Annotated in this window: 24 protein-coding genes and 1 tRNA gene; 12 read left to right on the forward strand and 13 right to left on the reverse strand. The window is 42.2% G+C overall.

What is annotated here, in order from left to right:
- Positions 1–204: 204 nt before the first annotated feature.
- The 3 genes from rpsA to RYK49_RS08985 all read left to right on the forward strand — a co-directional run bounded on the left by rpsA (position 205) and on the right by RYK49_RS08985 (position 2,041).
- Positions 205–1,407, forward strand: a complete 1,203-nt coding sequence (rpsA, locus tag RYK49_RS08975; protein WP_002897515.1) for a 30S ribosomal protein S1 — start codon at positions 205–207, stop codon at positions 1,405–1,407.
- 87 nt (positions 1,408–1,494) lie between these two features.
- Positions 1,495–1,566: transfer RNA gene (locus tag RYK49_RS08980), tRNA-Arg, on the forward strand.
- 58 nt (positions 1,567–1,624) lie between these two features.
- A complete protein-coding gene (locus RYK49_RS08985) occupies positions 1,625–2,041 on the forward strand; it encodes an NUDIX hydrolase (protein WP_314865496.1) in 417 nt (138 codons plus the stop codon).
- A gap of 45 nt (positions 2,042–2,086) precedes the next feature.
- Here RYK49_RS08985 and RYK49_RS08990 read toward each other — a convergent pair whose 3' ends face one another.
- The gene (locus RYK49_RS08990; protein WP_002895436.1) at positions 2,087–3,073 is read right to left on the reverse strand and encodes an L-lactate dehydrogenase; all 987 of its coding nucleotides are present in this window, start codon (positions 3,071–3,073) and stop codon (positions 2,087–2,089) included.
- Positions 3,074–3,267: 194 nt separating this feature from the next.
- Between RYK49_RS08990 and gyrA the strand changes: the two genes are divergently transcribed.
- The 3 genes from gyrA to radC all read left to right on the forward strand — a co-directional run bounded on the left by gyrA (position 3,268) and on the right by radC (position 7,328).
- Positions 3,268–5,727, forward strand: coding sequence for a DNA gyrase subunit A (gyrA, locus tag RYK49_RS08995; RefSeq protein WP_314831463.1), 2,460 nt, complete (start codon positions 3,268–3,270; stop codon positions 5,725–5,727).
- A 14-nt stretch (positions 5,728–5,741) separates the two neighbouring features.
- Positions 5,742–6,497 (forward strand): class A sortase, encoded by a 756-nt coding sequence (locus RYK49_RS09000; protein ID WP_314831452.1) that lies wholly within the window; start codon positions 5,742–5,744, stop codon positions 6,495–6,497.
- 147 nt (positions 6,498–6,644) lie between these two features.
- Positions 6,645–7,328, forward strand: a complete 684-nt coding sequence (radC, locus tag RYK49_RS09005) for a DNA repair protein RadC (protein WP_314831453.1) — start codon at positions 6,645–6,647, stop codon at positions 7,326–7,328.
- 68 nt (positions 7,329–7,396) lie between these two features.
- Here the strand turns inward: radC and RYK49_RS09010 are convergent, their stop codons facing one another.
- The 7 genes from RYK49_RS09010 to RYK49_RS09040 all read right to left on the reverse strand — a co-directional run bounded on the left by RYK49_RS09010 (position 7,397) and on the right by RYK49_RS09040 (position 12,348).
- Entirely contained in the window at positions 7,397–8,089 is a 693-nt protein-coding gene (locus tag RYK49_RS09010; protein WP_314831454.1) for a gamma-glutamyl-gamma-aminobutyrate hydrolase family protein, read from the reverse strand.
- A gap of 24 nt (positions 8,090–8,113) precedes the next feature.
- Entirely contained in the window at positions 8,114–8,761 is a 648-nt protein-coding gene (locus RYK49_RS09015) for a redox-sensing transcriptional repressor Rex (RefSeq protein WP_314831455.1), read from the reverse strand.
- 121 nt (positions 8,762–8,882) lie between these two features.
- Positions 8,883–9,104, reverse strand: coding sequence for a DUF4649 family protein (locus tag RYK49_RS09020; RefSeq protein ID WP_314831456.1), 222 nt, complete (start codon positions 9,102–9,104; stop codon positions 8,883–8,885).
- 116 nt (positions 9,105–9,220) lie between these two features.
- Positions 9,221–9,568 carry a DUF1831 domain-containing protein gene (locus RYK49_RS09025; protein ID WP_002902952.1) on the reverse strand — a complete coding sequence of 116 codons (348 nt, stop codon included), beginning with the start codon at positions 9,566–9,568 and terminating at the stop codon, positions 9,221–9,223.
- 1 nt (position 9,569) lies between these two features.
- Complete coding sequence (locus tag RYK49_RS09030; protein WP_042763188.1) at positions 9,570–10,682, reverse strand: cysteine desulfurase family protein; 1,113 nt, start codon at positions 10,680–10,682, stop codon at positions 9,570–9,572.
- Positions 10,683–10,692: 10 nt separating this feature from the next.
- Positions 10,693–11,649 (reverse strand): ribose-phosphate diphosphokinase, encoded by a 957-nt coding sequence (locus RYK49_RS09035; protein ID WP_002897526.1) that lies wholly within the window; start codon positions 11,647–11,649, stop codon positions 10,693–10,695.
- Between the two features lie 135 nt (positions 11,650–11,784).
- Positions 11,785–12,348: a CYTH domain-containing protein gene (locus RYK49_RS09040; RefSeq protein WP_314831457.1), complete on the reverse strand. Its 564-nt coding sequence runs from the start codon at positions 12,346–12,348 to the stop codon at positions 11,785–11,787.
- Positions 12,349–12,443: 95 nt separating this feature from the next.
- On the opposite strand from RYK49_RS09040, the gene RYK49_RS09045 reads away from it, so the two are divergent.
- The 5 genes from RYK49_RS09045 to mutY all read left to right on the forward strand — a co-directional run bounded on the left by RYK49_RS09045 (position 12,444) and on the right by mutY (position 17,028).
- Entirely contained in the window at positions 12,444–13,115 is a 672-nt protein-coding gene (locus RYK49_RS09045) for a GTP pyrophosphokinase family protein (protein ID WP_314831458.1), read from the forward strand.
- Entirely contained in the window at positions 13,090–13,917 is an 828-nt protein-coding gene (locus RYK49_RS09050) for an NAD kinase (protein WP_002897531.1), read from the forward strand. The genes RYK49_RS09045 and RYK49_RS09050 overlap by 26 nt, the downstream gene beginning before the upstream one ends.
- On the forward strand, positions 13,914–14,804 hold the full coding sequence (locus tag RYK49_RS09055; protein ID WP_314831459.1) for an RluA family pseudouridine synthase: 891 nt from the start codon (positions 13,914–13,916) through the stop codon (positions 14,802–14,804). The genes RYK49_RS09050 and RYK49_RS09055 overlap by 4 nt, the downstream gene beginning before the upstream one ends.
- Positions 14,805–14,824: 20 nt before the next feature.
- On the forward strand, positions 14,825–15,802 hold the full coding sequence (gene pta, locus RYK49_RS09060; protein WP_314831460.1) for a phosphate acetyltransferase: 978 nt from the start codon (positions 14,825–14,827) through the stop codon (positions 15,800–15,802).
- 65 nt (positions 15,803–15,867) lie between these two features.
- Positions 15,868–17,028 carry an A/G-specific adenine glycosylase gene (gene mutY / locus RYK49_RS09065; protein WP_314831461.1) on the forward strand — a complete coding sequence of 387 codons (1,161 nt, stop codon included), beginning with the start codon at positions 15,868–15,870 and terminating at the stop codon, positions 17,026–17,028.
- A gap of 47 nt (positions 17,029–17,075) precedes the next feature.
- Here the strand turns inward: mutY and RYK49_RS09070 are convergent, their stop codons facing one another.
- The 5 genes from RYK49_RS09070 to RYK49_RS09090 form a co-directional block, all read right to left on the reverse strand.
- The gene (locus tag RYK49_RS09070; protein WP_314831462.1) at positions 17,076–17,423 is read right to left on the reverse strand and encodes a thioredoxin; all 348 of its coding nucleotides are present in this window, start codon (positions 17,421–17,423) and stop codon (positions 17,076–17,078) included.
- A 140-nt stretch (positions 17,424–17,563) separates the two neighbouring features.
- On the reverse strand, positions 17,564–19,282 hold the full coding sequence (locus tag RYK49_RS09075) for a phospho-sugar mutase (protein ID WP_314865498.1): 1,719 nt from the start codon (positions 19,280–19,282) through the stop codon (positions 17,564–17,566).
- A 229-nt stretch (positions 19,283–19,511) separates the two neighbouring features.
- Positions 19,512–20,075, reverse strand: a complete 564-nt coding sequence (locus RYK49_RS09080) for an ECF transporter S component (RefSeq protein ID WP_314831412.1) — start codon at positions 20,073–20,075, stop codon at positions 19,512–19,514.
- Entirely contained in the window at positions 20,059–20,610 is a 552-nt protein-coding gene (coaC, locus tag RYK49_RS09085) for a phosphopantothenoylcysteine decarboxylase (protein WP_314831413.1), read from the reverse strand. Before coaC ends, RYK49_RS09080 begins: the two co-directional genes overlap by 17 nt.
- Before the next feature lie 11 nt (positions 20,611–20,621).
- Positions 20,622–21,305 (reverse strand): phosphopantothenate--cysteine ligase, encoded by a 684-nt coding sequence (locus RYK49_RS09090; RefSeq protein WP_314831414.1) that lies wholly within the window; start codon positions 21,303–21,305, stop codon positions 20,622–20,624.
- A 213-nt stretch (positions 21,306–21,518) separates the two neighbouring features.
- On the opposite strand from RYK49_RS09090, the gene RYK49_RS09095 reads away from it, so the two are divergent.
- On the forward strand, positions 21,519–23,189 hold the full coding sequence (locus tag RYK49_RS09095) for a formate--tetrahydrofolate ligase (RefSeq protein WP_314831415.1): 1,671 nt from the start codon (positions 21,519–21,521) through the stop codon (positions 23,187–23,189).
- The last annotated feature ends 72 nt before the right edge of the window (positions 23,190–23,261 follow it).

Genomic DNA, 23,261 nt, shown 5'->3' on the forward strand with positions numbered 1-23,261 from the left:
TTTGACTCCCTCATGCGTTGGTTCGAATCCAGCTACCCCAGTTCTTAGGTAATAGATCTGATAAAATAATAAAATGTCTTCTGGTGTTTTATTTCTTTATAGGATGGAAATCGTTAACGATAGATCAATGTCATTTGCGGGTGCTTAGGAAAATAAATAAGTAGTATGTCAAGCGAAAGCTTGATTGTTGGAGGATTTTTTTAGATGAATGAATTTGAAGATTTGCTAAACAGTGTTAGCCAAGTTGAGCCAGGTGACGTCGTTACTGCTGAAGTATTGACTGTTGACGCTAACCAAGCTAATGTTGCAATCGCTGGAACTGGTGTTGAAGGTGTTTTGACTCTTCGTGAATTGACAAACGACCGCGACGCTGATATCAACGACCTTGTGAAACCAGGTGAAACACTTGAATTGCTTGTTCTTCGTCAAGTAGTAGGTAAAGATACAGACACAGTAACTTACCTGGTATCTAAAAAACGTTTGGAAGCTCGCAAAGCTTGGGACAAATTGGTTGGTCGTGAAGAAGAAGTTGTCACTGTTAAGGGCACTCGTGCTGTTAAAGGTGGACTTTCAGTTGAGTTTGAAGGACTTCGTGGATTTATCCCTGCTTCAATGCTTGATACTCGTTTCGTTCGCAACACTGAGCGTTTTGTAGGTCAAGAGTTTGATGCTAAGATTAAAGAAGTGGATCCAAAAGAAAACCGCTTCATCCTTTCACGTCGTGAAGTTGTAGAAGCTGAAGCTGCAGCAGCACGTGCTGAAGTCTTTGGTAAGTTGAATGTTGGTGATATTGTAACTGGTAAAGTTGCTCGCATCACTAGCTTCGGTGCTTTCATTGACCTTGGCGGAGTTGACGGATTGGTTCACTTGACTGAATTGTCACATGAACGCAACGTATCACCTAAGTCTGTTGTGTCAGTTGGTGATGAAATCGAAGTGAAAGTTCTTGACTTGAACGAAGAAGAAGGACGCGTATCCCTCTCTCTTAAAGCAACAACACCTGGGCCATGGGATGGCGTTGAGCAAAAACTTGCTGCAGGCGATGTGATTGAAGGAACTGTAAAACGTTTGACTGATTTCGGTGCTTTCGTTGAAGTATTGCCAGGTATCGATGGATTAGTTCACATTTCACAAATTTCACACAAACGTGTTGAAAGTCCTAAGGATGCCCTTAAGGTTGGTCAAGAAGTGACTGTTAAGGTTCTTGAAGTGAATGCTGCTGATGAGCGTGTATCACTTTCTATCAAGGCTCTTGAAGAACGTCCAGCTCAAGAAGAAGGACAAAAAGATGAGAAACGTCAATCACGTCCTCGTCGTCCAAAACGTCAAGAAAAACGTGACTTTGAACTTCCAGAAACTCAAACTGGATTCTCAATGGCTGATTTGTTTGGCGATATTGAATTGTAATTAGATAAAAGAAGTTGAGTTTTCTCAACTTCTTTTTCTGATTTTCACTTGTATTTTCAGAGAAAATCAGTTATAATGAATTAGTTGCCACCCTTAGTGTAATGGATATCACGCAAGATTCCGGTTCTTGAGATGGGAGTTCGATTCTCTCAGGGTGGATGACTTAAAATTGGACTCTTCGGAGTCTTTTTTGCTCTTTCTTGGAGGAACACATGCAATGACAGTAAAATTAATCGTTCATACCTTAATCGAGAAAGAGGGGAAGTATTTGCTTATCAAACGCTCTAAGATAAAGCGAGGCCTTCCTAATGTTTATCCATCTTATTGGGATATTCCAGGCGGAAGTGTAGAAGAGAATGAACTTCCCAGAGAGACGGCTCTACGCGAGGCTATGGAGGAGGTTAATCAAAAGATTCGGATTGATAGGATTATCCATGAAGATAGTCAGTTTGATGCTAGCAAAGATACTGTTTTTACACGTTTAGTTTATGCGGGTAGGATTACGGAGCAGCGTGATATTATATTAGATCCAGAAGAGCATTCAGACTTTGTCTGGATTACTTCTCTGAAAGACCTAGAGGATGAGCTCATCGTACCTTATTTGATTGATATTTTTGCTGACAAATCCATATAAAACAACTAAAAAACATCTCCTTTATTAGGAGATGTTTTTTTATAATTAGTTTTTAGATGCTTCTTGGAATTCAGGATTTTTCCATGCTTCATCAATAATTGCTTGCAATTCTTTAGCAGAAGCTTGCATTTTTTGAGTTTCAGCATCGTTAAGTGGGATGTTTACTGGACGTACGATACCATGAGCACCAACGATAGCTGGTTGACCAATGAAGACATTTTCAACGCCATATTGGCCTTCTTGGAAGACTGACAATGGCAATACTGCATTTTCATCGTCAAGGATAGCTTTTGTGATACGAGCCAAAGCAACCGCGATTCCGTAGTAAGTTGCTCCTTTTTTGTTAATGATTGAGTATGCTGCGTCACGAACGGAGATGAAAAGATCAACCAAGTCTTGTTCGTTCAAGTCGCGGTTAGCTTGCAACCATTGCTCCAATTTCACACCTGCAACGTTAGCGTGTGACCAAACGGCAAACTCAGAGTCACCGTGCTCACCCATGATGTAGGCATGGACAGAACGAGCATCGATACCAATCTTTTCAGCAAGTGCTTGACGGAAGCGAGCTGAGTCAAGTGAAGTACCTGAACCGATAACACGCTCTTTAGGGAAACCAGAGAATTTCCAAGTTGAGTAAGTCAAAACGTCAACTGGGTTAGCAGCAACGAGGAAGATACCGTTGAAGCCTGATTCTACGACTTGAGTAACGATAGATTTGTTGATAGCCAAGTTTTTACCAACAAGGTCAAGGCGAGTTTCACCTGGTTTTTGAGGTGCACCTGCAGTGATAACAACGAGGTCAGCATCCGCACAGTCTGCATAAGTAGCTGCATAGATTTTTTTAGGTGAAGTGAAAGCAAGGGCGTGGCTTAGGTCTTCAGCATCACCGACAGCCTTTTCAAATAATTGAGGGATTTCAATGATACCAAGTTCTTGAGCAATACCTTGGTTTACAAGAGCAAATGCGTAAGATGAACCTACAGCACCGTCACCAACAAGGATGACTTTTTTATGTTGTTTAGTAGCAGTCATTTCTAAACATCTCCTTATTTTTTTAGGGAATATTTCCCGTACACATTCATTCTACCACTTTTGCCATATTTTGTCACGGTCAACTTGTGTATCTAGCGATGTAAACGTTTTTACAAACGGTTCAAAATACTGAAAAATTAAAGAAAATGTGGTATAATATAGGATAGTTTAATATGAAAGAAAGGCATTTTTTAATGCAAGACAGAAACTTAGTAAATGTTAATCTGACTAGTGAAATGAAGACTAGTTTCATCGATTACGCAATGAGTGTTATCGTGGCTCGGGCCCTTCCGGATGTTCGTGATGGTCTCAAGCCAGTTCACCGTCGGATTCTCTATGGTATGAATGAGCTGGGAGTGACGCCTGAGAAACCTCACAAGAAATCGGCTCGTATCACAGGGGATGTCATGGGTAAGTATCACCCGCATGGTGACTCCTCTATTTATGAAGCGATGGTGCGGATGGCTCAATGGTGGAGCTATCGTTATATGCTAGTAGACGGTCATGGGAACTTTGGTTCTATGGACGGAGACGGAGCCGCTGCTCAGCGTTATACAGAAGCACGTATGAGCAAGATTGCTCTGGAGATGCTTCGTGATATTAATAAAAACACTGTTGATTATATTGACAACTATGATGCCAGCGAGAGAGAGCCTGTAGTTCTTCCTGCTCGCTTCCCTAACTTACTTGTAAATGGTGCGACAGGGATTGCAGTTGGGATGGCGACCAATATCCCACCGCATAATCTTGGTGAGTCTATTGATGCAGTTAAGCTTGTCATAGATAATCCGGATGCAACAACTCGCGATATCATGGAAGTCCTTCCTGGACCAGATTTTCCGACAGGAGCACTTGTTATGGGCAAGTCTGGCATTCACCGGGCTTATGAAACAGGGAAGGGTTCGATTGTTCTTCGTTCTCGTACTGAAATCGAAGAGATGAAAAATGGCCGAGAGCGAATTGTCGTAACTGAGTTTCCTTACATGGTTAATAAGACTAAGGTCCATGAGCATATTGTTCGCCTAGTGCAGGAAAAACGCATTGACGGTATCACAGCTGTTCGTGATGAGTCCAACCGTGAAGGGGTACGTTTTGTTATTGAGGTTCGTCGTGATGCCTCTGCACATGTCATTCTAAATAACCTTTTCAAACTGACTCAGATGCAGACCAATTTCAGCTTCAATATGCTGGCTATTCAAAATGGTGTGCCGAAGATTCTGTCTCTTCGTGAGATTTTGTTGGCTTATATTGAGCACCAAAAGGAAGTGGTGACTCGACGGACGGCTTTTGATAAAGAAAAGGCGGAAGCTCGAGCTCACATCTTGGCTGGTTTGCTGATTGCGCTGGATCACATTGATGAAGTGATTCGCATTATCCGTAATAGCGAGACGGACGCAGAAGCACAGACTGAATTGATGGCTAAGTTTGAACTGTCTGAGCGTCAGAGTCAAGCTATCCTCGATATGCGTCTGCGTCGTCTGACTGGTTTGGAACGAGATAAGATTCAGTCAGAATACGACGAGCTGATTGCTTTGATTGCGGACTTGGCTGATATCTTGGCTAAGCCAGAGCGCGTTGTAGCTATTATCAAGGAAGAGTTAGACGAGGTCAAACGTAAATTTGCGGATGACCGCCGAACTGAGCTGATGGTGGGAGAAGTTCTTTCTCTTGAAGATGAAGATTTGATTGAGGAAGCAGATGTTTTGATTACCCTGTCTAATAAAGGCTATATCAAACGCCTGAATCAGGCTGAATTTACCGCTCAGAAACGCGGAGGCCGCGGTGTTCAAGGAACTGGTGTCAAAGACGATGATTTCGTCAAAGAGCTAGTTTCAACAAGTACCCACGATAGACTGCTCTTCTTTACCAATAAAGGCCGAGTCTATCGTCTCAAAGGATATGAAATCCCTGAGTATGGCCGGACAGCCAAGGGCTTGCCAGTGGTCAATCTCTTGAAGCTGGATGAAGGAGAGACTATTCAGACTATTATTAATGTCCAGCAAGACCGCAGTGATGATTCCTATCTTTTCTTTACTACCCGTCATGGGGTGGTCAAACGGACCAGTGTAACGGAATTTGCTAATATTCGTCAGAACGGTCTCAAGGCTTTGAATTTGAAAGACGAAGACGAGTTAATCAATGTCTTTCTGACGGACGGTGCTGCAGACGTTATCATTGGTACCAAGTTTGGTTATTCTGTCCGCTTCAATGAGACAGCTGTTCGGAGCATGAGTCGTATAGCGACTGGTGTCCGCGGAGTTAATCTTCGAGAGGGCGATCAGGTTGTTGGAGCTGGAGTGATTGCTGAGGGAGACGAAGTGCTTGTCATTACCGAAAAAGGCTATGGTAAGCGAACTCTTGCTAGTGAGTATCCAACCAAGGGCCGTGGCGGTAAAGGGATTAAAACAGCCAATATCACTGATAAGAACGGGCCTCTTGCTGGTCTGATGACCGTTACTGGCGAGGAAGATTTGATGATTATCACTAATACAGGTGTCATCATTCGGACCAGTGTGGCTAATATTTCTCAGACCGGTCGCTCAACCATGGGAGTTAAGGTCATGCGTCTGGACCAAAATGCTCAGATTGTCACCTTTACAAGCGTCGAAGCAGACGATAAAGAAGATGTAGAAGAGGAAGAAAACGAATCATAAAAGAGGACCTCTATATGGTACAAGGAAAAAGAAGTCGAAAAAGAAAACAAAAAAGCAAAAGAAATATTTTTATCAATATCGTTGCGACATTATTAATTATTGTGGCTCTTGGCTTAATCTTTAATGCGCAAATCCGAAACATGATTATGGTTTGGCATACCAACCAATATCAGGTCAGCAAGGTTTCAAAAGACTCTATTGATAAGAATAAAAATGTTAAGACAAGTTTTGATTTTAACAAGGTAGAGTCGCTTTCTACAGAAGCGGTCATCAATGCTCAGTGGAAAGCGCAGCAACTGCCTGTTATCGGAGGCATCTCTATTCCAGAAGTATCCATGAATTTGCCAATCTTCAAAGGGCTGGATAATGCTGGATTGTATTATGGTGCTGGTACGATGAAAGAGACCCAGCAGATGGGGCAGGGGAATTATGCCTTGGCTAGCCACCATGTCTTTGGCATCACAGGGGCTAGTAACATGCTCTTTTCCCCATTGGACCGTGCTAAGGCTGGTATGAAGATTTATATCACCGATAAAGAGCAAGTCTATACATATGTAATCACCAGTGTTGAAACGGTAACTCCGGATCGAACGGATCTGATTGAGGATACTGAAGGCGTTACAGAGATTACTTTGGTTACTTGTGAGGATGCCGCGGCAACCAACCGGACTATTGTCAAGGGAACATTGGAAGGGTCTGTCGAGTATGACAAGGCTCCTAAGGAAGTTCTTGAATCTTTTAGTAAGTCCTATAACCAAATGCAGATTTAAAGGTAAAAAAAACTTCACTCCAAAGGTTAGAAAAAACTCTAACTTTTGGAGTTTTTTTATCTAAAATTTATTCTGGACGAAAGATTTTTTGTATCAATTCTTGCTGATTTTAACTCTTTTTCCGAATTATAAGATAAGGAGGTTTCTATGTATAGCATTTCATTTCAAGATGATATTAGCATCATGCCACGGGAGCGTTTAATGAGAGAAGGGGCTGAAAAACTTAGTAATCAGGAGCTCCTATCAATCTTTCTGAGGACAGGTAACAAAAAAGAAACTGTTTTTCAAGTTTCTCAAAGAATTTTATCATCGATTTCCAGTTTGAACGATCTCAAGTATTTAACTTTGCAGGAATTGCAAACAATTTCTGGAATAGGTCCGATTAAGGCTGTGGAGCTACAGGCCATTATCGAATTGGGGCGTCGGATTAACCGAGCAGAGGTTCTGCAGAAAGAGCAGATTATGGGCAGTCAAAAATTAGCACAGAAAATGCAGCAGGAATTGGGAGATATGAGGCAGGAGTGCTTGGTTGCCATTTATCTTAATAGCCAAAATCAAATTTTGCACCAGCAGACTATTTTCATGGGGACTGTAAGCAGAAGCATTGCTGAGCCGAGAGAAATTCTCCACTACGCTCTCAAGCATCTGGCGACATCTATCATACTGGTACACAATCATCCATCTGGCTCAGTCGTTCCTAGCAGAAACGATGATGAAGTGACGCAGCATATGAAAGAAGCGTGTGAGATGATGGGCTTGGTTCTTTTAGATCATTTAATTGTGTCCAAGTCCAACTACTATAGCTACCGAGAAGAGACAGATTTGATATAATTTGATTTACGTGAATATAAAAAACTTCTATTCGTGTAGAACAGAAGTTTTTCTAGGAATAGAGGATTTTAAAGAATATTGACAACATAATCAAACAGAGCTAAGTCTCCTTCTCTGGAGCCAAACAAGAACTCTGGGTGCCATTGGACACCAAGAAAAGGACTGCCGTCAGTAGAAGTGATGGCTTCAATAATTTTATCGCGAGGATCATAGGCGATGACTTTGAGGCCAGCGGCTAAATCCTTGATACTCTGATGGTGAAAGGAGTTGATTTCAGATGCAGGGCCATAGATTTCGTGCAAAATAGAGCCGTTCTTGGTTACCATGCTTTGAGTAGTGTACTCAGCAGAGCTATCTTGCCAATGATCTTCAATGTCTTGATGAAGAGTACCACCCAGTGCGACATTATAAAGTTGGGTTCCGCGGCAGACAGTGAAGATTGGTTTATTTTGACGACGGGCTTCCTTGATTAAAGATAATTCAAAAATGTCCCGTTTGAGTAGATAATCATCGCTGTCAATGGCTTTTTCTTCTCCATAGAACTGGGGACATACATTCTGACCGCCTGTGATGATTAATTTATTGACAATGGAAACATACTGTTTAGCCATTTCTTCATCACCGATTGGCAAAATCATTGGAATTCCGCCAACTTCTTTAACTCCCTCAACGAATCCTGTCGCTGTATAGCTCATATGGATGAAGTGATCGTCTGGGATTTCTCTTTCATTTCCGGTTATTCCAATAATAGGTTTACTCATAGAGTGTTTAATACCTCTTTCAAATTAATTGTCATTTTTTCTCATGAAGTAGAGCAAAGTCTGCAGTTCGCTAGTCAGGTCAACATACTGGACGACCACATCCTTAGGCAGGGATAGGTTTACTGGTGAGAAACAGAGAATGCCCTTGACACCAGCCTGAACTAAGATAGATGCGACTTCTTGAGCTTTTACGCTAGGTACAGTTAGGATAGCAGTTTGCACATTTCCTGACTGTATTTTTTCTTTTATTTGGGAAATTCCATAGATAGGAATCCCATCGCTGGTTGTGTTGCCAACTTCTGGATGGTCATCTGTGTCAAAAGCCATTACAACCTTCATTTTATTGCGCTCATGAAAACGATAGTGCAGCAGAGCCCGCCCCATATTACCAACACCAACAATCATAACATTGGTAATAGCATTGTCGTTCAAGAGATCGGCAAAAAAGTTCATCAATTTCTTGACATCGTAACCAAATCCTCTGCGGCCAAGTTCACCGAAATAAGAAAAATCTCGTCTTACAGTAGCAGAGTCAATACCAATGGCTTCTGCAATTTGCTTGGAGTTTGCTTTTTCAATCTTCTCAGCATTAAAACGTTTAAAAATACGATAGTAGAGCGATAGCCTTTTAGCAGTAGCTCGGGGAATTGTAGTATTTTTTTCAGTTTTCACAAAATCACAACCTTTCTAATTCTATTTTATAGGAAGTTTGTGAAAAAATCAACTAATTAAGGATGTTTAATGCACTAAAAAAGAAAATCAGGAATTGCTGGGAATAATAGTGTTTAAAAGCTTAGTCCTGGTAGGGACTAAGGTCTAACTGGTACATCTGGCGGTACAAGTCCCCAATTAGCCCTGCAAAAGGCAGTTGGTGTCCCTTATAAGTGATGGAAAGTACTTTGAGAGAGTCAGGAACCGTGACGCAGCCAGAGAAGGCGAGAAGAAATTCGTCAAAGTCTTCATAGGAAAGTGTTCGTTTCACCTTATATGAGTCCAAATAGGTCAGTTCAACCATTGTTAATCCTTTCTTTGGGTTCGGTTGGTCTTTTCTTCAAGTGTTCTAAGTAGAAGTCAAGCTCGTTTAAATTTTGAAGATTCAAAACCAAAAAAGCAAAATCTCGAGAATCTTGCTTATTGTGGTGTCTTTTCAAAAATATTTCTTTCAACCAAGCTATCCATCAAGAAATAAAATTTTTGCTGGATAATGTGATGGTCTTCTGATTTAAAAATATTGACCAAGCGCAGGCCTGATTTGTCAGTGATATTGATTTTGAAACCATTCAAATCTTTATTGACGATGATTTTAAGCAAAAAACCATTTCCGCTGTTGGGAACAGATTCCAGCAGACGAGAGAGTTCATAGTTGCCAACCTTGCTTTCAGCGAATGTATTGTCGCGCAAGGTAAATTTCTTGACATTTGGGTGAAGTGAATAGGTATATTCGCAGTTTGCTAAGCTAACAGATGTTTGAAAGGCCATCTTATCCTCCTAAAATTTCTTTTAATTTCTTTGTAAATGATTGAATCTCTTGCAAAGTCGTTTGGTCCGAAGTACTGATTCGAATAGACTCATGCAAGCGGTTGGAATCCTTGCCGTACATAGCCTGCAAAACATGACTGGGTTGTATAGCTCCGGCTGTGCAGGCTGATCCTGTTGAAATGGAAAAGCCATTTAAATCCATTTGAAGCAGAAGTAGATCATTCTTTTGATTGGGAAATCCCAAATTGATGACATAAGGCAGGCTTGGCTGACTTTCATTTAAGTAATAGTCAATGTCTGATAAGTCAGCAAGTAAGCTGTTTTTTAAGTCTTGCGCATGCTCTAGATTTTCCTCTAGATGTTCCATGCTCTCTGACAGAGCCGCCGCCATGCCTGTGATAGAGATTAGATTTTCAGTTCCGGCCCGGTGTTTTTCTTCCTGGTCACCGCCATGCATGAAATTGTCAAAATTCATCTTCTTGGCATAAAGGAAGCCAACGCCTTTGGGACCATGAAACTTATGTGCTGATGCAGAGAGGAAGTCAATCCCTAGCTCGTCTGGGTAGATGGGAAGTTTACCAATTGCTTGAACAGCATCAACGTGAAAAGCAGCAGGATGTTCTTGCAGTAATTCACTAATTTCCTTAATGGGAAGGATAGCACCAGTTTCGTTATTAACTGCCATGACAGATACAAGAATAGTGTCAGGTCTAAGTGCCTTTTTAATATCCTTCGCTCGAATCTGACCATCTACCGGCTGAACAAAAGTAGCTTCGAAGCCGAATTTATCTACTAAGTACTCTACCACTTCTAAGACAGCATGGTGCTCAATAGCAGTGGTCACAATATGTTTTCCTCGGTTCTGGTGACGAAGGGCATAACCTTTGATAGTAGTATTGTTGCTTTCAGTGCCACCTGAAGTAAAAAGAATCTTATTGCTTTGAGTATGCAGAGCTTGAGCAATATCCTCACGTCCCTGTCTGAGCAGTTTACTAGCTTCTCGGCCATGACTATGCGTACTGGAAGGATTCCCAAAGACAGTCATCGTCTTGGTCATTGCTTGGATTGCAGCGGGCGACAAAGCAGTTGTAGCGGCATTATCTAAATAAATCACTCCGGTTACCTTATTTCTTTTGATAGGCAAAGAGTGGGCTGACTGGTTTCCTCTCTTGAATGCGGACAATAGCATCACCAATCAGTTCACTTGCTGTAATGTAGTGGAGATTCTTAGGTGTTTTTTCTTTGGTATCAACAGAGTCAGTTACAAGAATTTCCCTGATAGGAGAATTATCCAGCAATTCCGCAGCTTTATCCGCGAAGAGACCATGACTGGATACAGCATAGATTTCGACTGCGCCTTCACGACAGACAATTTTAGCTGCTTCAGAGAAAGTCCGACCGGTATTTAAAATGTCGTCAATAAGAATAGCTTTCTTGCCCTCGACATCTCCAATGATATATCCCTCAGAGCGACCTGCCTCATCTTCGCCATAATCAATGATAGCGATAGGGGCATCCAGATATTCAGCCAAATTGCGGGCGCGTTTTACACCAGAGTTTTTAGGGCTGACGACAACGACATCATCGCCAGTAAGGCCCATGTTGCAGTAGTGTTTGGCAAAGAGTGGGATAGTGAAGAGGTTATCTACTGGGATATCAAAGAATCCTTGGACCTGCACGGCATGAAGATCCAGAGAAATCACGCGATCTACTCCAGCTCCAACAAGCATGTTGGCAACCAGTTTAGCTGTGATTGGCTCGCGAGGAGCAGCAGTCCGATCCTGACGGGCATAACCAAAATAAGGCATGACAACATTAATCGTGTTGGCACTTGCACGCTTGCAGGCATCCACCATAATCAAGAGTTCCATCAAGTGATTATTGACAGGGAAGCTAGTAGACTGAATGATGTAAATGTCATAGCCACGAACACTTTCTTCGATGTTAATCTGAATCTCGCCGTCCGAGAATTGGCGGGAGGAAAGTTTTCCCAAAGGAACTCCAGCTGCCTCAGCGATTTTTTCAGCTATGGAATGATTGGAGTTGAGGGAAAAAAGCTTCATATTTTTTTTATCTGACATGAGTTGGACCGTCCTCTTTTTGTCTCATTTCTATATCTAATGCTCCATGAAATTTATTTTTCAATAGGTTTTAGATTGCTACCTTTTATTTTACCAAAAAAATTAGATTATTTCAGCTTTTTTATGGTCGTTGATTTATAAGTTTTCAGAAAATCTTGCTATCTTGCTCTTGCCAGGCTTGTAGTCGATCTTGTGCTGTTTTAGGAAGTTGAGGAAATTTTCTTTTCCTTTTTCGAAATCTTCAACTTCGACTTCGAGTTCGAAGTCTGTTTTGCCCAAGTAGTGACTCTCATCCAGAGCAAGCAGACCGATTTCGTCTTCTTTTTCATAGCGGATAGTCTCTAGAGAGCCTAGAATCTTCAAGTCTTGGATGGGAATTTCTTTCTGAAGCAGCGTTTCTAAAATATCTCCCGTAGGAAATTTATTGTTCTGCAAAATATTTTCAGTTTCTTCTGGTGTTAAGTTCTGATTGAGTTCCAAGGATCCGACTTCTTGAGGAATCTTGAGCGTCAGCTCAGCCTCGCGATGGTTAAAAGTCCGTACTCGAAAAGCCATGTGAGCGTGTCGGATACTTTGCTGATCTGAATCGATGTAGTGGTTGGTTTGGCTAATAGGCGAAATATCAACAAAAAACTGGAGCAGACGGTCGTGCTCTTCTTTGGTCAGCATGGTTTTGAATTCAATTTCTAAGTGATTCATTTTCATATCCTTTTCTTTTTTTTGAAAGCGATTTATGTTATAATAACAGTTGTGTTTATTTTATACAAAAAATAATGATATGACAAGGTAAGTGTATGACAATAGAATGGGAAGAGTTTTTAGACCCCTATATTCAAGCTGTTGGAGAGCTGAAAATTAAGTTGCGTGGGGTGCGAAAGCAATACCGCAAGCAGCAGCGCCATTCTCCGATTGAGTTTGTGACCGGACGTGTTAAGCCGATTGAGAGCATTAAAGAAAAGATGATTCTGCGAGGCATTCGCGAGGAAAATATCGAGCAGGAGATGCAGGATATCGCTGGCTTACGAGTCATGGTCCAGTTTGTCGATGATGTGGATGAGGTTTTAGATGTCCTGCGAAACCGGACTGATATGCGCATTGTGCAGGAGCGGGATTATATTAAAAATAAAAAAGCCAGTGGCTATCGAAGCTATCATGTGATTATAGAGTATCCGGTTGATACGATTAATGGTCATAGGCTTATTCTGGCTGAGATTCAGATTCGCACCCTTTCGATGAATTTTTGGGCTACGATTGAGCATTCTTTGAATTACAAGTATAAAGGAGAATTTCCCGAGGAAATCAAATGCCGCTTGGAAACGACAGCTAATCTTGCTTATCAGCTGGATGAGGAGATGGGAGAAATCCGTGATGCTATCCAGGAGGCACAGGCTCTCTTTGATCCTCTTCACCGCAAGTTAAATGACGGTGTGGGAAATAGTGATGATACAGATGAAGAATACAGATAAAAAAATAGCGATTATCCGCAATCGGAAAAGACAGAGCGAACAAGTTTATCAGGATTTGAAGCAGAAGCTGAAACAAAACGGCTTTATTTTAACTCCTAAGAATCCCGACATCGTGATTTCGGTGGGTGGTGACGGCATGTTGCTATCGGCTTTTCATATGTATGAAGAACAGCTGGATCGGGTTCGCTTTGTTGGTGTGCATACAGGCCATCTCGGATTTTATACGGACTACCGTGATTTTGAACTAGATAAGTTGGTAGAAAATCTCAAATTAGACACTGGTGCTCAGGTTTCTTATCCAATTTTAAATGTCAAAATTACTTTTGAAAATGGTGATACACGCATCATTCGTGCTTTGAACGAAGCAACAATCAAGCGCTCGGATCGGACTATGGTAGCCGATGTCATTATCAATCGGGTTCATTTTGAGCGTTTCCGAGGAGATGGGATTTCCGTTTCGACTCCGACGGGCAGTACAGCCTATAACAAATCTCTAGGCGGGGCGGTATTACATCCGACGATTGAAGCCTTGCAGGTGACAGAAATTGCCAGTCTCAACAATCGGGTTTATCGGACATTGGGCTCATCGGTCATTGTTCCCAAAAAGGATAAGATTGAGTTAGTACCGACCCGCAGTGATTATCACACTATTGCGGTTGATAATCAGACTTTCTCTTTCAAAAATATTGTCCGTATTGAGTATCAGATTGACAATCATAAGATACATTTTGTGGCTTCGCCAAGTCATACCAGCTTTTGGAATCGTGTCAGAGACTCCTTTATTGGAGAGTGCAAGGAATGAGGTTTGAGTTTATTGCCGACGAACATGTCAAGGTGAAGACTTTTTTGAAGCGGCATGAAATTTCCAAGGGCCTCTTGGCTAAGATAAAATTTTCCGGCGGAAATATTCTCGTCAACCATCAGCCTCAGAACGCTATTTATCTCTTGGATATTGGCGATAGGGTAACGATTGATATCCCGTCTGAAAAGGGATTTGAGAGCCTGAAGGCTGTTGATAAGGACTTATCTGTCATCTATGAAGATGAGCATTTCTTGATTTTGGATAAGCCGGCTGGGGTGGCCAGTATTCCCAGTGTTAACCATTCCAATACCATGGCTAATTTCGTCAAGGCTTACTATATTCGTCAGGACTATGAAAACCAACAGGTGCATATCGTGACGCGTCTGGATAAGGATACAAGTGGGCTCATGCTCTTTGCCAAGCATGGCTATGCTCATGCCAGATTGGACAAGCAGCTGCAGAAGAAGCTGATAGAAAAGCGCTATTACGCTCTGGTTAGGGGTAGTGGTCTCTTAGAAGAACAAGGTGAGATTATTGCTCCGATTGGGCGCAACCCTGAGAGTATCATTACGAGGCGCGTGACAGAGGATGGCAAGTACGCCCATACCAGCTACAAGGTCATAGAGCGATTTGGAGATGTCTATCTGGTGGATATCCATCTTCATACTGGGCGGACTCATCAAATCCGCGTTCATTTTTCACACATTGGCTTTCCGCTTTTGGGTGATGACCTTTATGGAGGGAGTTTGGTACACGGAATAGAGCGTCAAGCTTTGCATTGCCATTCTTTGAAATTTTATAATCCTTTTAGCGGTCAGGAAGTTGAGCGCGCCAGTCCTTTGCCGGAAGATTTTAAACAAGTTATCAAGAAATTAAAAGCTAAATAGATAAAGGAGTGTTAAGAACAATGAAAATTTTTGACTCAATTCGTGAAGCCTTGAAAGATAAGGAAGTAAAGATTGTCTTGCCAGAGGGTGAGGAACCACGAATTCTGCAGGCGACTAAACGTTTGGTGAAAGAAACCAGCATTACACCAGTTCTTTTGGGTAATCCTGATAAAATCCGCATTTATCTAGAAATCGAAGGAATAAAAGAAGGGTATCAGGTTATTGATCCTTCAAACTGTTCTTGCTTTGAGGAACTGGTAGAAGCATTCGTTGATCGTCGAAAAGGGAAAATCACAGCAGATGAAGCACGTCAGTTGCTCAAGGAAGATGTCAACTACTTTGGGGTCATGTTAGTTTACCTTGGTAAGGTTCAAGGAATGGTGTCTGGCGCGATTCACTCTACGGCAGCGACTGTTCGGCCGGCTCTTCAAATCATCAAGACTCTGCCTTGGGTTTCTCGTACTTCAGGAGCCTTCCTCATGGTTCGAGATGATGAGCGTTATATTTTCAGTGACTGTGCCATCAATATCGATCCAGACGCCAATATCTTGGCAGAGATTGCTGTTAATTCAGCCCTAACAGCGCAGATTTTCGGTATCGATCCCAAAGTTGCCATGCTCAGCTATTCGACCAAGGGCTCTGGTTTCGGAGAAAAGGTTGATAAGGTTGTGGAAGCGACTAAGTTGGCTCAAGAAATGCGTCCTGACTTGGTTATCGATGGTGAATTACAGTTTGATGCAGCTTTCGTTCCTACAACAGCAGAGCTGAAAGCACCTGGCAGCCCGGTGGCTGGTCAAGCGACCGTCTTTGTTTTCCCAAGTATTGAGGCTGGTAATATCAGCTACAAGATGGCAGAGCGTTTGGGTGGCTTTTCAGCAGTAGGACCTATCCTGCAGGGACTTAACCATCCAGTTAATGACCTCTCCCGAGGATGTAATGCGGATGACGTATACAAACTGACTTTGATTACGGCCAGTCAGGCTGTCGGTCATTATTAAACGATAGGAAACAATTGGAGGGCGTAAGCTCTCCTATTTTTCTTGCCTTATGCTATACTAGATTTATGTTAGATTTGAAAGAATACGGAATTGAGATGTGGGAGGCAAATAAAATCGCCTCTTTTCGCGAGAAATTATTAACTTGGTATGATGAAAACAAACGTGACCTGCCATGGCGCAGAACAAACAATCCTTATCATATCTGGGTTTCTGAGATTATGCTGCAGCAGACTCGGGTGGATACGGTGATTCCTTACTATGAACGTTTTCTTGACTGGTTTCCGACAGTAGCTGACTTAGCGCAGGCGCCAGAGGATAGACTGCTCAAGGCTTGGGAAGGCTTGGGCTATTACTCGCGGGTGAGAAATATGCAAAAAGCAGCCCAGCAGATAACGACGGATTTTGCTGGAAAATTTCCTGATAGCTATGAAGGAATTGCTAGCCTCAAAGGGATTGGACCTTATACAGCTGGTGCCATTGCTAGTATTGCCTTTGGCCTAGCTGAGCCTGCGGTAGATGGCAATGTCATGCGAGTGTTGAGTCGCTTGTTTGAAGTTGATTTAGATATTGGCCAGGCTAGTAATCGTAAGGTTTTTCAGGCTATGATGGAGATTCTGATTGATCCTGATAGACCAGGAGATTTCAATCAGGCACTGATGGATCTGGGGTCAGATATTGAAGCTCCTGTTAATCCTCATCCAGAAGACAGTCCAGTAAAAGAGTTTAGTGCAGCTTATTTGCACGGAACAATGGATAAATATCCAATCAAAGCCCCTAAAAAAAAGCCTGTTCCGGTCTATCTGCAGGGCTTGATTATCGAAAATGAATTGGGCCAATTCTTGCTTGAAAAAAATGAGGCTGCTGGCTTGTTATCGGGTTTTTGGCATTTTCCTTTGATCGAAATCGAGGAATTTCAATCAGATAATCAGATGTCCCTGTTTGAAGTCGCTGAAAATCAGCCCAGTCTGGAACTGTCTCCTCAAGAAAGCTTTGAGCAGGATTATGATTTGATTGTTGATTGGCAGCAGCAGTCCTTCTCAAATGTACAGCATGTTTTCAGTCATCGCAAGTGGCATATCCAGCTGGCTTACGGACGAGTTAAAGATAGTCAGCACGCAGCTGAGGGAGAGGTCTTGTGGCTTGATCCGGAAGACTTTGGCAATTACCCCTTTGCCAAACCCCAGCAGAAGATGTGGGAGGCTTTTCAGGAAGCTAGAAATAAGTAAAAAAATCTGAGGCAAAAAGAGTCTCAGATTTTTGAATTGAATCAATTTTATAAGTTTGCAAAAGCTTTAATCTCATCAGTAGTCATAGAAGAATCACAACGAACAGATACTTGGCCGTCTTGAACATGAACAAAACCAGGGACCGTCGGAATGCTGTATTCAGAGCGGAAGGCTTGCAGTTTCTCTAATTCGCTAGCTTCTTCGCTATTAATAAAGAAAATATGCGCCTTAGTATCAGTGACAACGCCAGCAAGAGTAGCAGCGAATTTACGGCAGTAAGGGCAAGTTTTGCGGCCGACGAAGAAAGTTGCTGTCTCTTTATCAGCAATAGCTTGACGAGCACGGTCAACAGTTGTGACTTCAAGGTCTTTAATATTTTGAGCAAATTGTTCCATAAATAATCCTCATTTCTTTTGATAAAACTAGTATGCCATAAAAAGCAGAAAAATGCTTGATTTGGAAACGAAAAACCAGAGAATGTGAAATTCATCCTCTGGTTGATTGGTTGATTGGTTGATTGGTTGATAGTGTTGTTTTACTTGATAAAGGCATTAATCTCTGCTTCAATAGCAGCAATTTTTGCTTGAGCGTCTTCATTGCTGTCACCGACAACGGCAATATAGAACTTGATTTTTGGTTCTGTTCCGGATGGACGGACAGCAATCCATGAACCATCAGCCAAAGTGTATTTCAGCACATCGCTTGGAGGAGTCGTCAGGGCAGTAACAGTACCGTCTGCGGCGGTAGAAGTCTGCGTCTTAAAGTCTTCAGTAACAGAAATAGCAGTAGCGTTGAATTCTTTTGGAGCATTGTCACGGAACTTAGCCATGATAGCCTTGATTTGCTCAGCTCCATCAACACCTGACAGAGTGACAGAGATAGTCTTTTCAGCAAAGTAACCATACTCTTTGTAGATTTCTTCAATACCGTCAGCCAGAGTCAAGCCACGTGAGCGGTAGTAGGCAGCAAGCTCAGCCACGACCAAAACAGCTTGGATAGCATCTTTATCACGTACAAATGGCTTAATCAGATAGCCGAAGCTTTCTTCAAATCCCATCATGTAGGTGTGGTTGTGTTTTTCTTCGAATTCTTGAATCTTTTCAGCGATAAATTTGAAACCAGTCAAGACATTGAACATGGTTGCGCCATAACTTTCAGCAATCTTAGTCACCAAGTCAGTAGAAACGATAGACTTGCAGAGAGCTGCGTTAGCTGGTAGAGTTCCAGCACTCTTATGAGCTTCCAAGATGTACTTAGCCATGATAGCCCCGATTTGGTTACCTGAAAGGTTGAGGTAGCTTCCGTCTTTTTGCAGAACTTCTACACCGACACGGTCAGCATCTGGGTCAGTTGCAACTAGAACATCTGCACCAACTTTACGGCCTAATTCCTCTGCTAAGGCAAAGGCTGCTTGGCTTTCAGGGTTTGGAGACTTAACAGTAGAGAAGTCAGGATCAGCTACAGCTTGAGCTTCAACAACTTCTACAGAATCAAATCCAGCTTGAGCCAAAGCGCGACGAGCCAACATTTCACCAGTACCGTGCAGTGGAGTATAGACAATCTTCATGTCCTTGCCGTATTCATCAATCAGTTTTTGGTTGATATTGACATCTTTAACTTCCTTGAGGTATTCAGCATCAATAGCATCGCCAATCACTTCAATCAAGCCAGAAGCTTTTTCAGCTTCAACATCAGCAACCTCAATAGCAAAAGGATTTTCAATGGCACGGATATAGTCTGTCAATGCATCTGCATCATGCGGAGGCATTTGTCCGCCGTCTTCACCATATACTTTGTAGCCGTTAAATGGAGCAGGGTTGTGGCTGGCTGTAATCATAATACCAGCAAAAGTTCCCAGATGACGCACTGCAAATGAAAGTTCCGGAGTTGGGCGCAGACTTTCAAAGACATAGGACTTGATGCCGTGTTTTGCTAAAACAGCAGCAGATTCAAAGGCAAATTCTGGTGAGAAATGACGGGAGTCGTAAGCAATGGCAACACCGCGTTTTTTGAGCTCATCACCTTTTTCTTCAATCAAGCGAGCCAAACCTTCAGTTGCCTGACGGACAACATAAATATTAATACGGTTGGTACCAGCGCCAATTAAACCACGCATACCAGCAGTACCAAACTCAAGATTGGTGTAAAAGGCATCTTCCTTAGTTTTTTCGTCCATACTATTCAAGTCTTGGTGAAGATAGTCAGGAAGTTCAGCGTAATCAAGCCATTTTTTGAAGTTATCTTGATAAGTCATAGGTGGAGTCTCCTTTATTTTTGAAATGGAGAGTAGGAAATTTTAGCAAAAAATCCTGCTCTTAAATTTTCTTAATCGCTTTCATTGTAGCATATTTTCATTAATTTTGAAAGAGGTTACCTAGAAAACGATGAAATACTTTTCAAGGCATTGTTTCAAGGATTTCAAGATGGTATAGCGGTATTAAAAAAGACCAAAGCATTGCTTGGTCCAGAAAACTAAATCATCATCATTTTTTAGCTTTTTCAAGCGCAGGAATGATAGTTGCCGTCAAAATCGCAGAAATGATTAACTCGGCAATAGAATTAGCTGATAGAATCACAGCCAGAAGTGCTTTGATATCTCCTTGATAGACATTTGCAAAGAGAAAGAAGATACCACCCAAGACGAAGATGGTATTGGTAGCAGAACCTACGGAACCTGCTACAATCAAGCCGACCTTATTTTTCATAGCTTTATATACGAAATAAGGAGTGATACCGATGAGAATGCGAGGCACCATGGCAACAACAAGTGAAGAGAGGCTTCCATTTGGCACAAAAGGGCTAAAGAGATAGCTGGTTGGTAGCAGAACTAAGGTATTGGTGACAACGCTGATACATCCCATAAGGCCACCTAGAACAGCTCCGACTTTAGGGCCATAGAGGATACTGGCGATAATCACTGGGATGTGAATAATCGTAGGTTTAATCGGTACTGGAAGTAAGTTGAAAATAACCGAGCTGAGCAGGTGCAGTACCAACATAATGGCAAAGAAAATAGCAATTTGAGCAATTTTAGACTGTTTTTTCATAAATAAGTTCCTTTACTGTATCAATAATTGTATCAATCTCAGCTAGAGCACCTGTCCCCTGATCGCCACAGGCTAGAACAGCTTCGCGCGGCTGGATAATCTTCCATCCAAAACGCTGCAGGCGCTCCAAATTCTGCTGGGTTAGTGGATTTTCAAACATCTTAGTGTTCATAGCTGGAGCCAAAACTTTCTTGGTATGAGGCGGCAGAGCCAGGGCAGTAGCTGTTACCATATTATCAGCTAAGCCGTTGGCTAATTTAGCGATGGTATTGGCTGTAGCTGGCGCTAGCAAAAAGAGGTCAGACTCTTTAGCGATGTCAATGTGATTGACCTTGCTAGGGTCAGGTTCTTGCATAATATCAATTGAAACTGGCCTTTGCGACAATACTTGCAGGGTCAGCGGTGTGATAAATTCTGTCGCTGCCTCTGTCATGAGGATAGCAACTTCAAAGTTTTCTTTCTTTAGACGGCTAGTGATGTCAGCGGCCTTGTAGGCTGATATGCTGCCACTGACGGCTAAGGTAATCCGTGTCATCATTTACCTCCTTATGGACTATGGATATGCAGATAGAGGAGCTGAGCAATTTCTTCTTTGGATTGAGCTTGGGTTACAGTATCATTTCCGACAAGATAGGCTTTGTGCTCCTGAATAGAAATCTCTGTCAAATCATTGGCGACAATGATTTCTGCCTGATTTTTTATGAGACTGGCTCGCGCGGTCTTGAGTAACTCTTCATCAGAAACATCAACCAAGAGTTTGAAGCCAATCAAGCGAATGTCTGGATTCCATTTTTTTACCAGGCTGATGATTTTCGGTGTCTTTTTGAGAAAAAGAACTTGAACATCATCCTGAGAAGAAATCTTGCTTTCTGAGTTATTCTTATTCAGAAATTCAGTCATATCAGAGCTAGCTGCTACAGCTTCCAAACCAGCCATGTAGACGGGAGTATAATCAGAGACTGCCATTGCATGAATCAGTACATCATGTGTGTGAACGAGTGGATCCAAGTTTTCAAGCAGTTCTGCAACATTTTCAATTAAGATAATAGTAAGATTGGGATGAGCTTTAGGGCGGACAGCTTTGGGAGTCGTCACCAGAGTCACCTGATCACCCTTGTCTAGGAAAGTTTCAGTTATGATTTTGCCAAGCCGTCCCGTCGAATGATTGGTAATAGAGCGGACACGGTCGATTTTCTCGCTGGTCCCGCCAGAAGTAATCAATATGTTCATAGCCTTATTTTACAAGAAAAAAGAAATTTAGTAAAATAATTCTAATTGCAGAGTGTCACAGCGGAAAATAATTCTCTGAAATCTTATATTTTAGAGAATATAATTTTCTTAACTTTCCTTTTTCCCGAACATTAAAATCTTTTTAGAGCTTAATCATGTAGATTTTGCTCTTTTTTGTTATAATCTTTATATTAATTGATAGAGGAGTTCTTGATGAAAACAGATATTGAAATTGCTCAAAGTGTTGAATTGCAGCCTATTGTTGATGTAGTGAAAAAAGTCGGCATTAACTATGATGACTTAGAACTATATGGTAAGTACAAGGCTAAGCTCAGTTTTGATAAGATTCGTGAGGTTGAAAAAAATCCTGTTGGCAAGCTGATTTTGGTAACGGCGATTAATCCGACACCTGCTGGGGAAGGTAAGTCTACCATTACCATTGGACTAGCTGACGCTCTCAACAAAATTGGCAAGAAAACCATGATTGCTATCCGCGAACCGTCTCTGGGGCCAGTGATGGGCATCAAGGGAGGAGCAGCTGGTGGCGGTCACGCGCAGGTTCTACCGATGGAAGATATCAACTTGCATTTTACTGGAGACATGCACGCAATTACGACTGCTAATAATGCCCTGTCAGCTCTTATTGATAATCATCTTCATCAGGGAAATGCACTGGGAATCGATCAGCGTCGTATTATCTGGAAGCGGGTGGTTGACCTAAATGACCGAGCTCTTCGCCACGTAACCATTGGCTTAGGAAGTCCAGTTAACGGTATTCCACGCGAAGATGGTTTTGATATCACGGTTGCCTCTGAAATCATGGCGATTCTTTGCCTAGCTACGGATATTGAAGATTTGAAAAAGCGCTTGGCTAACATTGTCATCGGTTATCGCTATGACCGCTCACCAGTCTATGTTCGTGACCTTGAGGTAGAAGGAGCCTTGGCTTTAGTCTTGAAAGATGCGATTAAGCCAAATCTAGTTCAGACTATTTACGGGACACCAGCATTTGTTCATGGCGGACCATTTGCTAATATTGCCCACGGCTGTAACTCTGTTTTAGCGACTAGCACAGCGCTGCGCTTGGCCGATTATACGGTGACGGAGGCAGGATTTGGTGCGGATCTTGGAGCTGAAAAATTCTTAGATATTAAGACTCCAAACTTGCCAACCTCTCCAGATGCAGTCGTAATCGTTGCAACCTTGCGCGCCCTCAAGATGAATGGTGGAGTAGCTAAGGATGCACTTACAGAAGAGAATATTGAGGCGATCCGAGCTGGCTTTGCCAATCTCAAACGTCATGTTGAAAATATCCGTAAGTTCGGTATTCCAGCAGTAGTAGCCATCAATGAATTTGTCTCTGACACGGAAGCTGAAATTGCTACGCTTAAGGACCTTTGTGCAGCAATTAAGGTACCAGTTGAGCTTGCTAGTGTTTGGGTTGATGGTGCTGAAGGTGGTGTATCTCTGGCTGAGACTGTAGTCAAAACCATTGATGAAGAACCTGCTCATTACACTCGTCTCTATGATAATGATCTTTCGATTGAAGAAAAAATAGAGAAAATTGTCAGAGAAATTTATCGTGGTTCAAAAGTGAACTTTGAGAAAAAAGCTCAGACTCAGATTCGCGAAATTATCAAAAACGGCTGGGACAAGCTGCCAATCTGTATGGCCAAAACACAGTATAGCTTCTCAGACAATCCTGCTGCTCTTGGAGCGCCAGAAAACTTTGAAATCACCATTCGTGAATTGGTACCAAAACTTGGGGCAGGCTTTATCGTGGCTTTGACAGGAGATGTCATGACCATGCCAGGATTGCCGAAACGCCCAGCTGCACTTAATATGGATGTGGCAGCAGACGGCACAGCGATTGGTCTATTTTGATCTTGGTCTAAAAGGCTCTTTACGAGTCTTTTTTGGTATAATAGTGAAAATACTGAGAATAGACTACGGAGT

The sequence above is a fragment of the uncultured Streptococcus sp. genome (assembly GCF_963525625.1).
In the GTDB taxonomy this organism is placed as follows: Bacteria; Bacillota; Bacilli; order Lactobacillales; family Streptococcaceae; genus Streptococcus.

What these genes read in the sequence shown, in the direction of transcription:
- radC (WP_314831453.1), top strand. Translation starts at nt 6,645, where the DNA reads ATGTATAGCATTTCATTTCAAGATGATATTAGCATCATGCCACGGGAG.
- RYK49_RS09045 (WP_314831458.1), top strand. Translation starts at nt 12,444, where the DNA reads ATGACAATAGAATGGGAAGAGTTTTTAGACCCCTATATTCAAGCTGTT.
- gyrA (WP_314831463.1), top strand. Translation starts at nt 3,268, where the DNA reads ATGCAAGACAGAAACTTAGTAAATGTTAATCTGACTAGTGAAATGAAG.
- RYK49_RS09040 (WP_314831457.1), bottom strand. Translation starts at nt 12,348, where the DNA reads ATGAATCACTTAGAAATTGAATTCAAAACCATGCTGACCAAAGAAGAG.
- RYK49_RS09050 (WP_002897531.1), top strand. Translation starts at nt 13,090, where the DNA reads ATGATACAGATGAAGAATACAGATAAAAAAATAGCGATTATCCGCAAT.
- RYK49_RS08985 (WP_314865496.1), top strand. Translation starts at nt 1,625, where the DNA reads ATGACAGTAAAATTAATCGTTCATACCTTAATCGAGAAAGAGGGGAAG.
- RYK49_RS09070 (WP_314831462.1), bottom strand. Translation starts at nt 17,423, where the DNA reads ATGGAACAATTTGCTCAAAATATTAAAGACCTTGAAGTCACAACTGTT.
- RYK49_RS09035 (WP_002897526.1), bottom strand. Translation starts at nt 11,649, where the DNA reads ATGTCAGATAAAAAAAATATGAAGCTTTTTTCCCTCAACTCCAATCAT.
- RYK49_RS09095 (WP_314831415.1), top strand. Translation starts at nt 21,519, where the DNA reads ATGAAAACAGATATTGAAATTGCTCAAAGTGTTGAATTGCAGCCTATT.
- RYK49_RS09090 (WP_314831414.1), bottom strand. Translation starts at nt 21,305, where the DNA reads ATGAACATATTGATTACTTCTGGCGGGACCAGCGAGAAAATCGACCGT.
- RYK49_RS09025 (WP_002902952.1), bottom strand. Translation starts at nt 9,568, where the DNA reads ATGGCCTTTCAAACATCTGTTAGCTTAGCAAACTGCGAATATACCTAT.
- RYK49_RS09020 (WP_314831456.1), bottom strand. Translation starts at nt 9,104, where the DNA reads ATGGTTGAACTGACCTATTTGGACTCATATAAGGTGAAACGAACACTT.
- RYK49_RS09000 (WP_314831452.1), top strand. Translation starts at nt 5,742, where the DNA reads ATGGTACAAGGAAAAAGAAGTCGAAAAAGAAAACAAAAAAGCAAAAGA.
- RYK49_RS09010 (WP_314831454.1), bottom strand. Translation starts at nt 8,089, where the DNA reads ATGAGTAAACCTATTATTGGAATAACCGGAAATGAAAGAGAAATCCCA.
- rpsA (WP_002897515.1), top strand. Translation starts at nt 205, where the DNA reads ATGAATGAATTTGAAGATTTGCTAAACAGTGTTAGCCAAGTTGAGCCA.
- RYK49_RS09055 (WP_314831459.1), top strand. Translation starts at nt 13,914, where the DNA reads ATGAGGTTTGAGTTTATTGCCGACGAACATGTCAAGGTGAAGACTTTT.
- mutY (WP_314831461.1), top strand. Translation starts at nt 15,868, where the DNA reads ATGTTAGATTTGAAAGAATACGGAATTGAGATGTGGGAGGCAAATAAA.
- RYK49_RS09080 (WP_314831412.1), bottom strand. Translation starts at nt 20,075, where the DNA reads ATGAAAAAACAGTCTAAAATTGCTCAAATTGCTATTTTCTTTGCCATT.
- RYK49_RS09075 (WP_314865498.1), bottom strand. Translation starts at nt 19,282, where the DNA reads ATGACTTATCAAGATAACTTCAAAAAATGGCTTGATTACGCTGAACTT.
- coaC (WP_314831413.1), bottom strand. Translation starts at nt 20,610, where the DNA reads ATGACACGGATTACCTTAGCCGTCAGTGGCAGCATATCAGCCTACAAG.
- pta (WP_314831460.1), top strand. Translation starts at nt 14,825, where the DNA reads ATGAAAATTTTTGACTCAATTCGTGAAGCCTTGAAAGATAAGGAAGTA.
- RYK49_RS08990 (WP_002895436.1), bottom strand. Translation starts at nt 3,073, where the DNA reads ATGACTGCTACTAAACAACATAAAAAAGTCATCCTTGTTGGTGACGGT.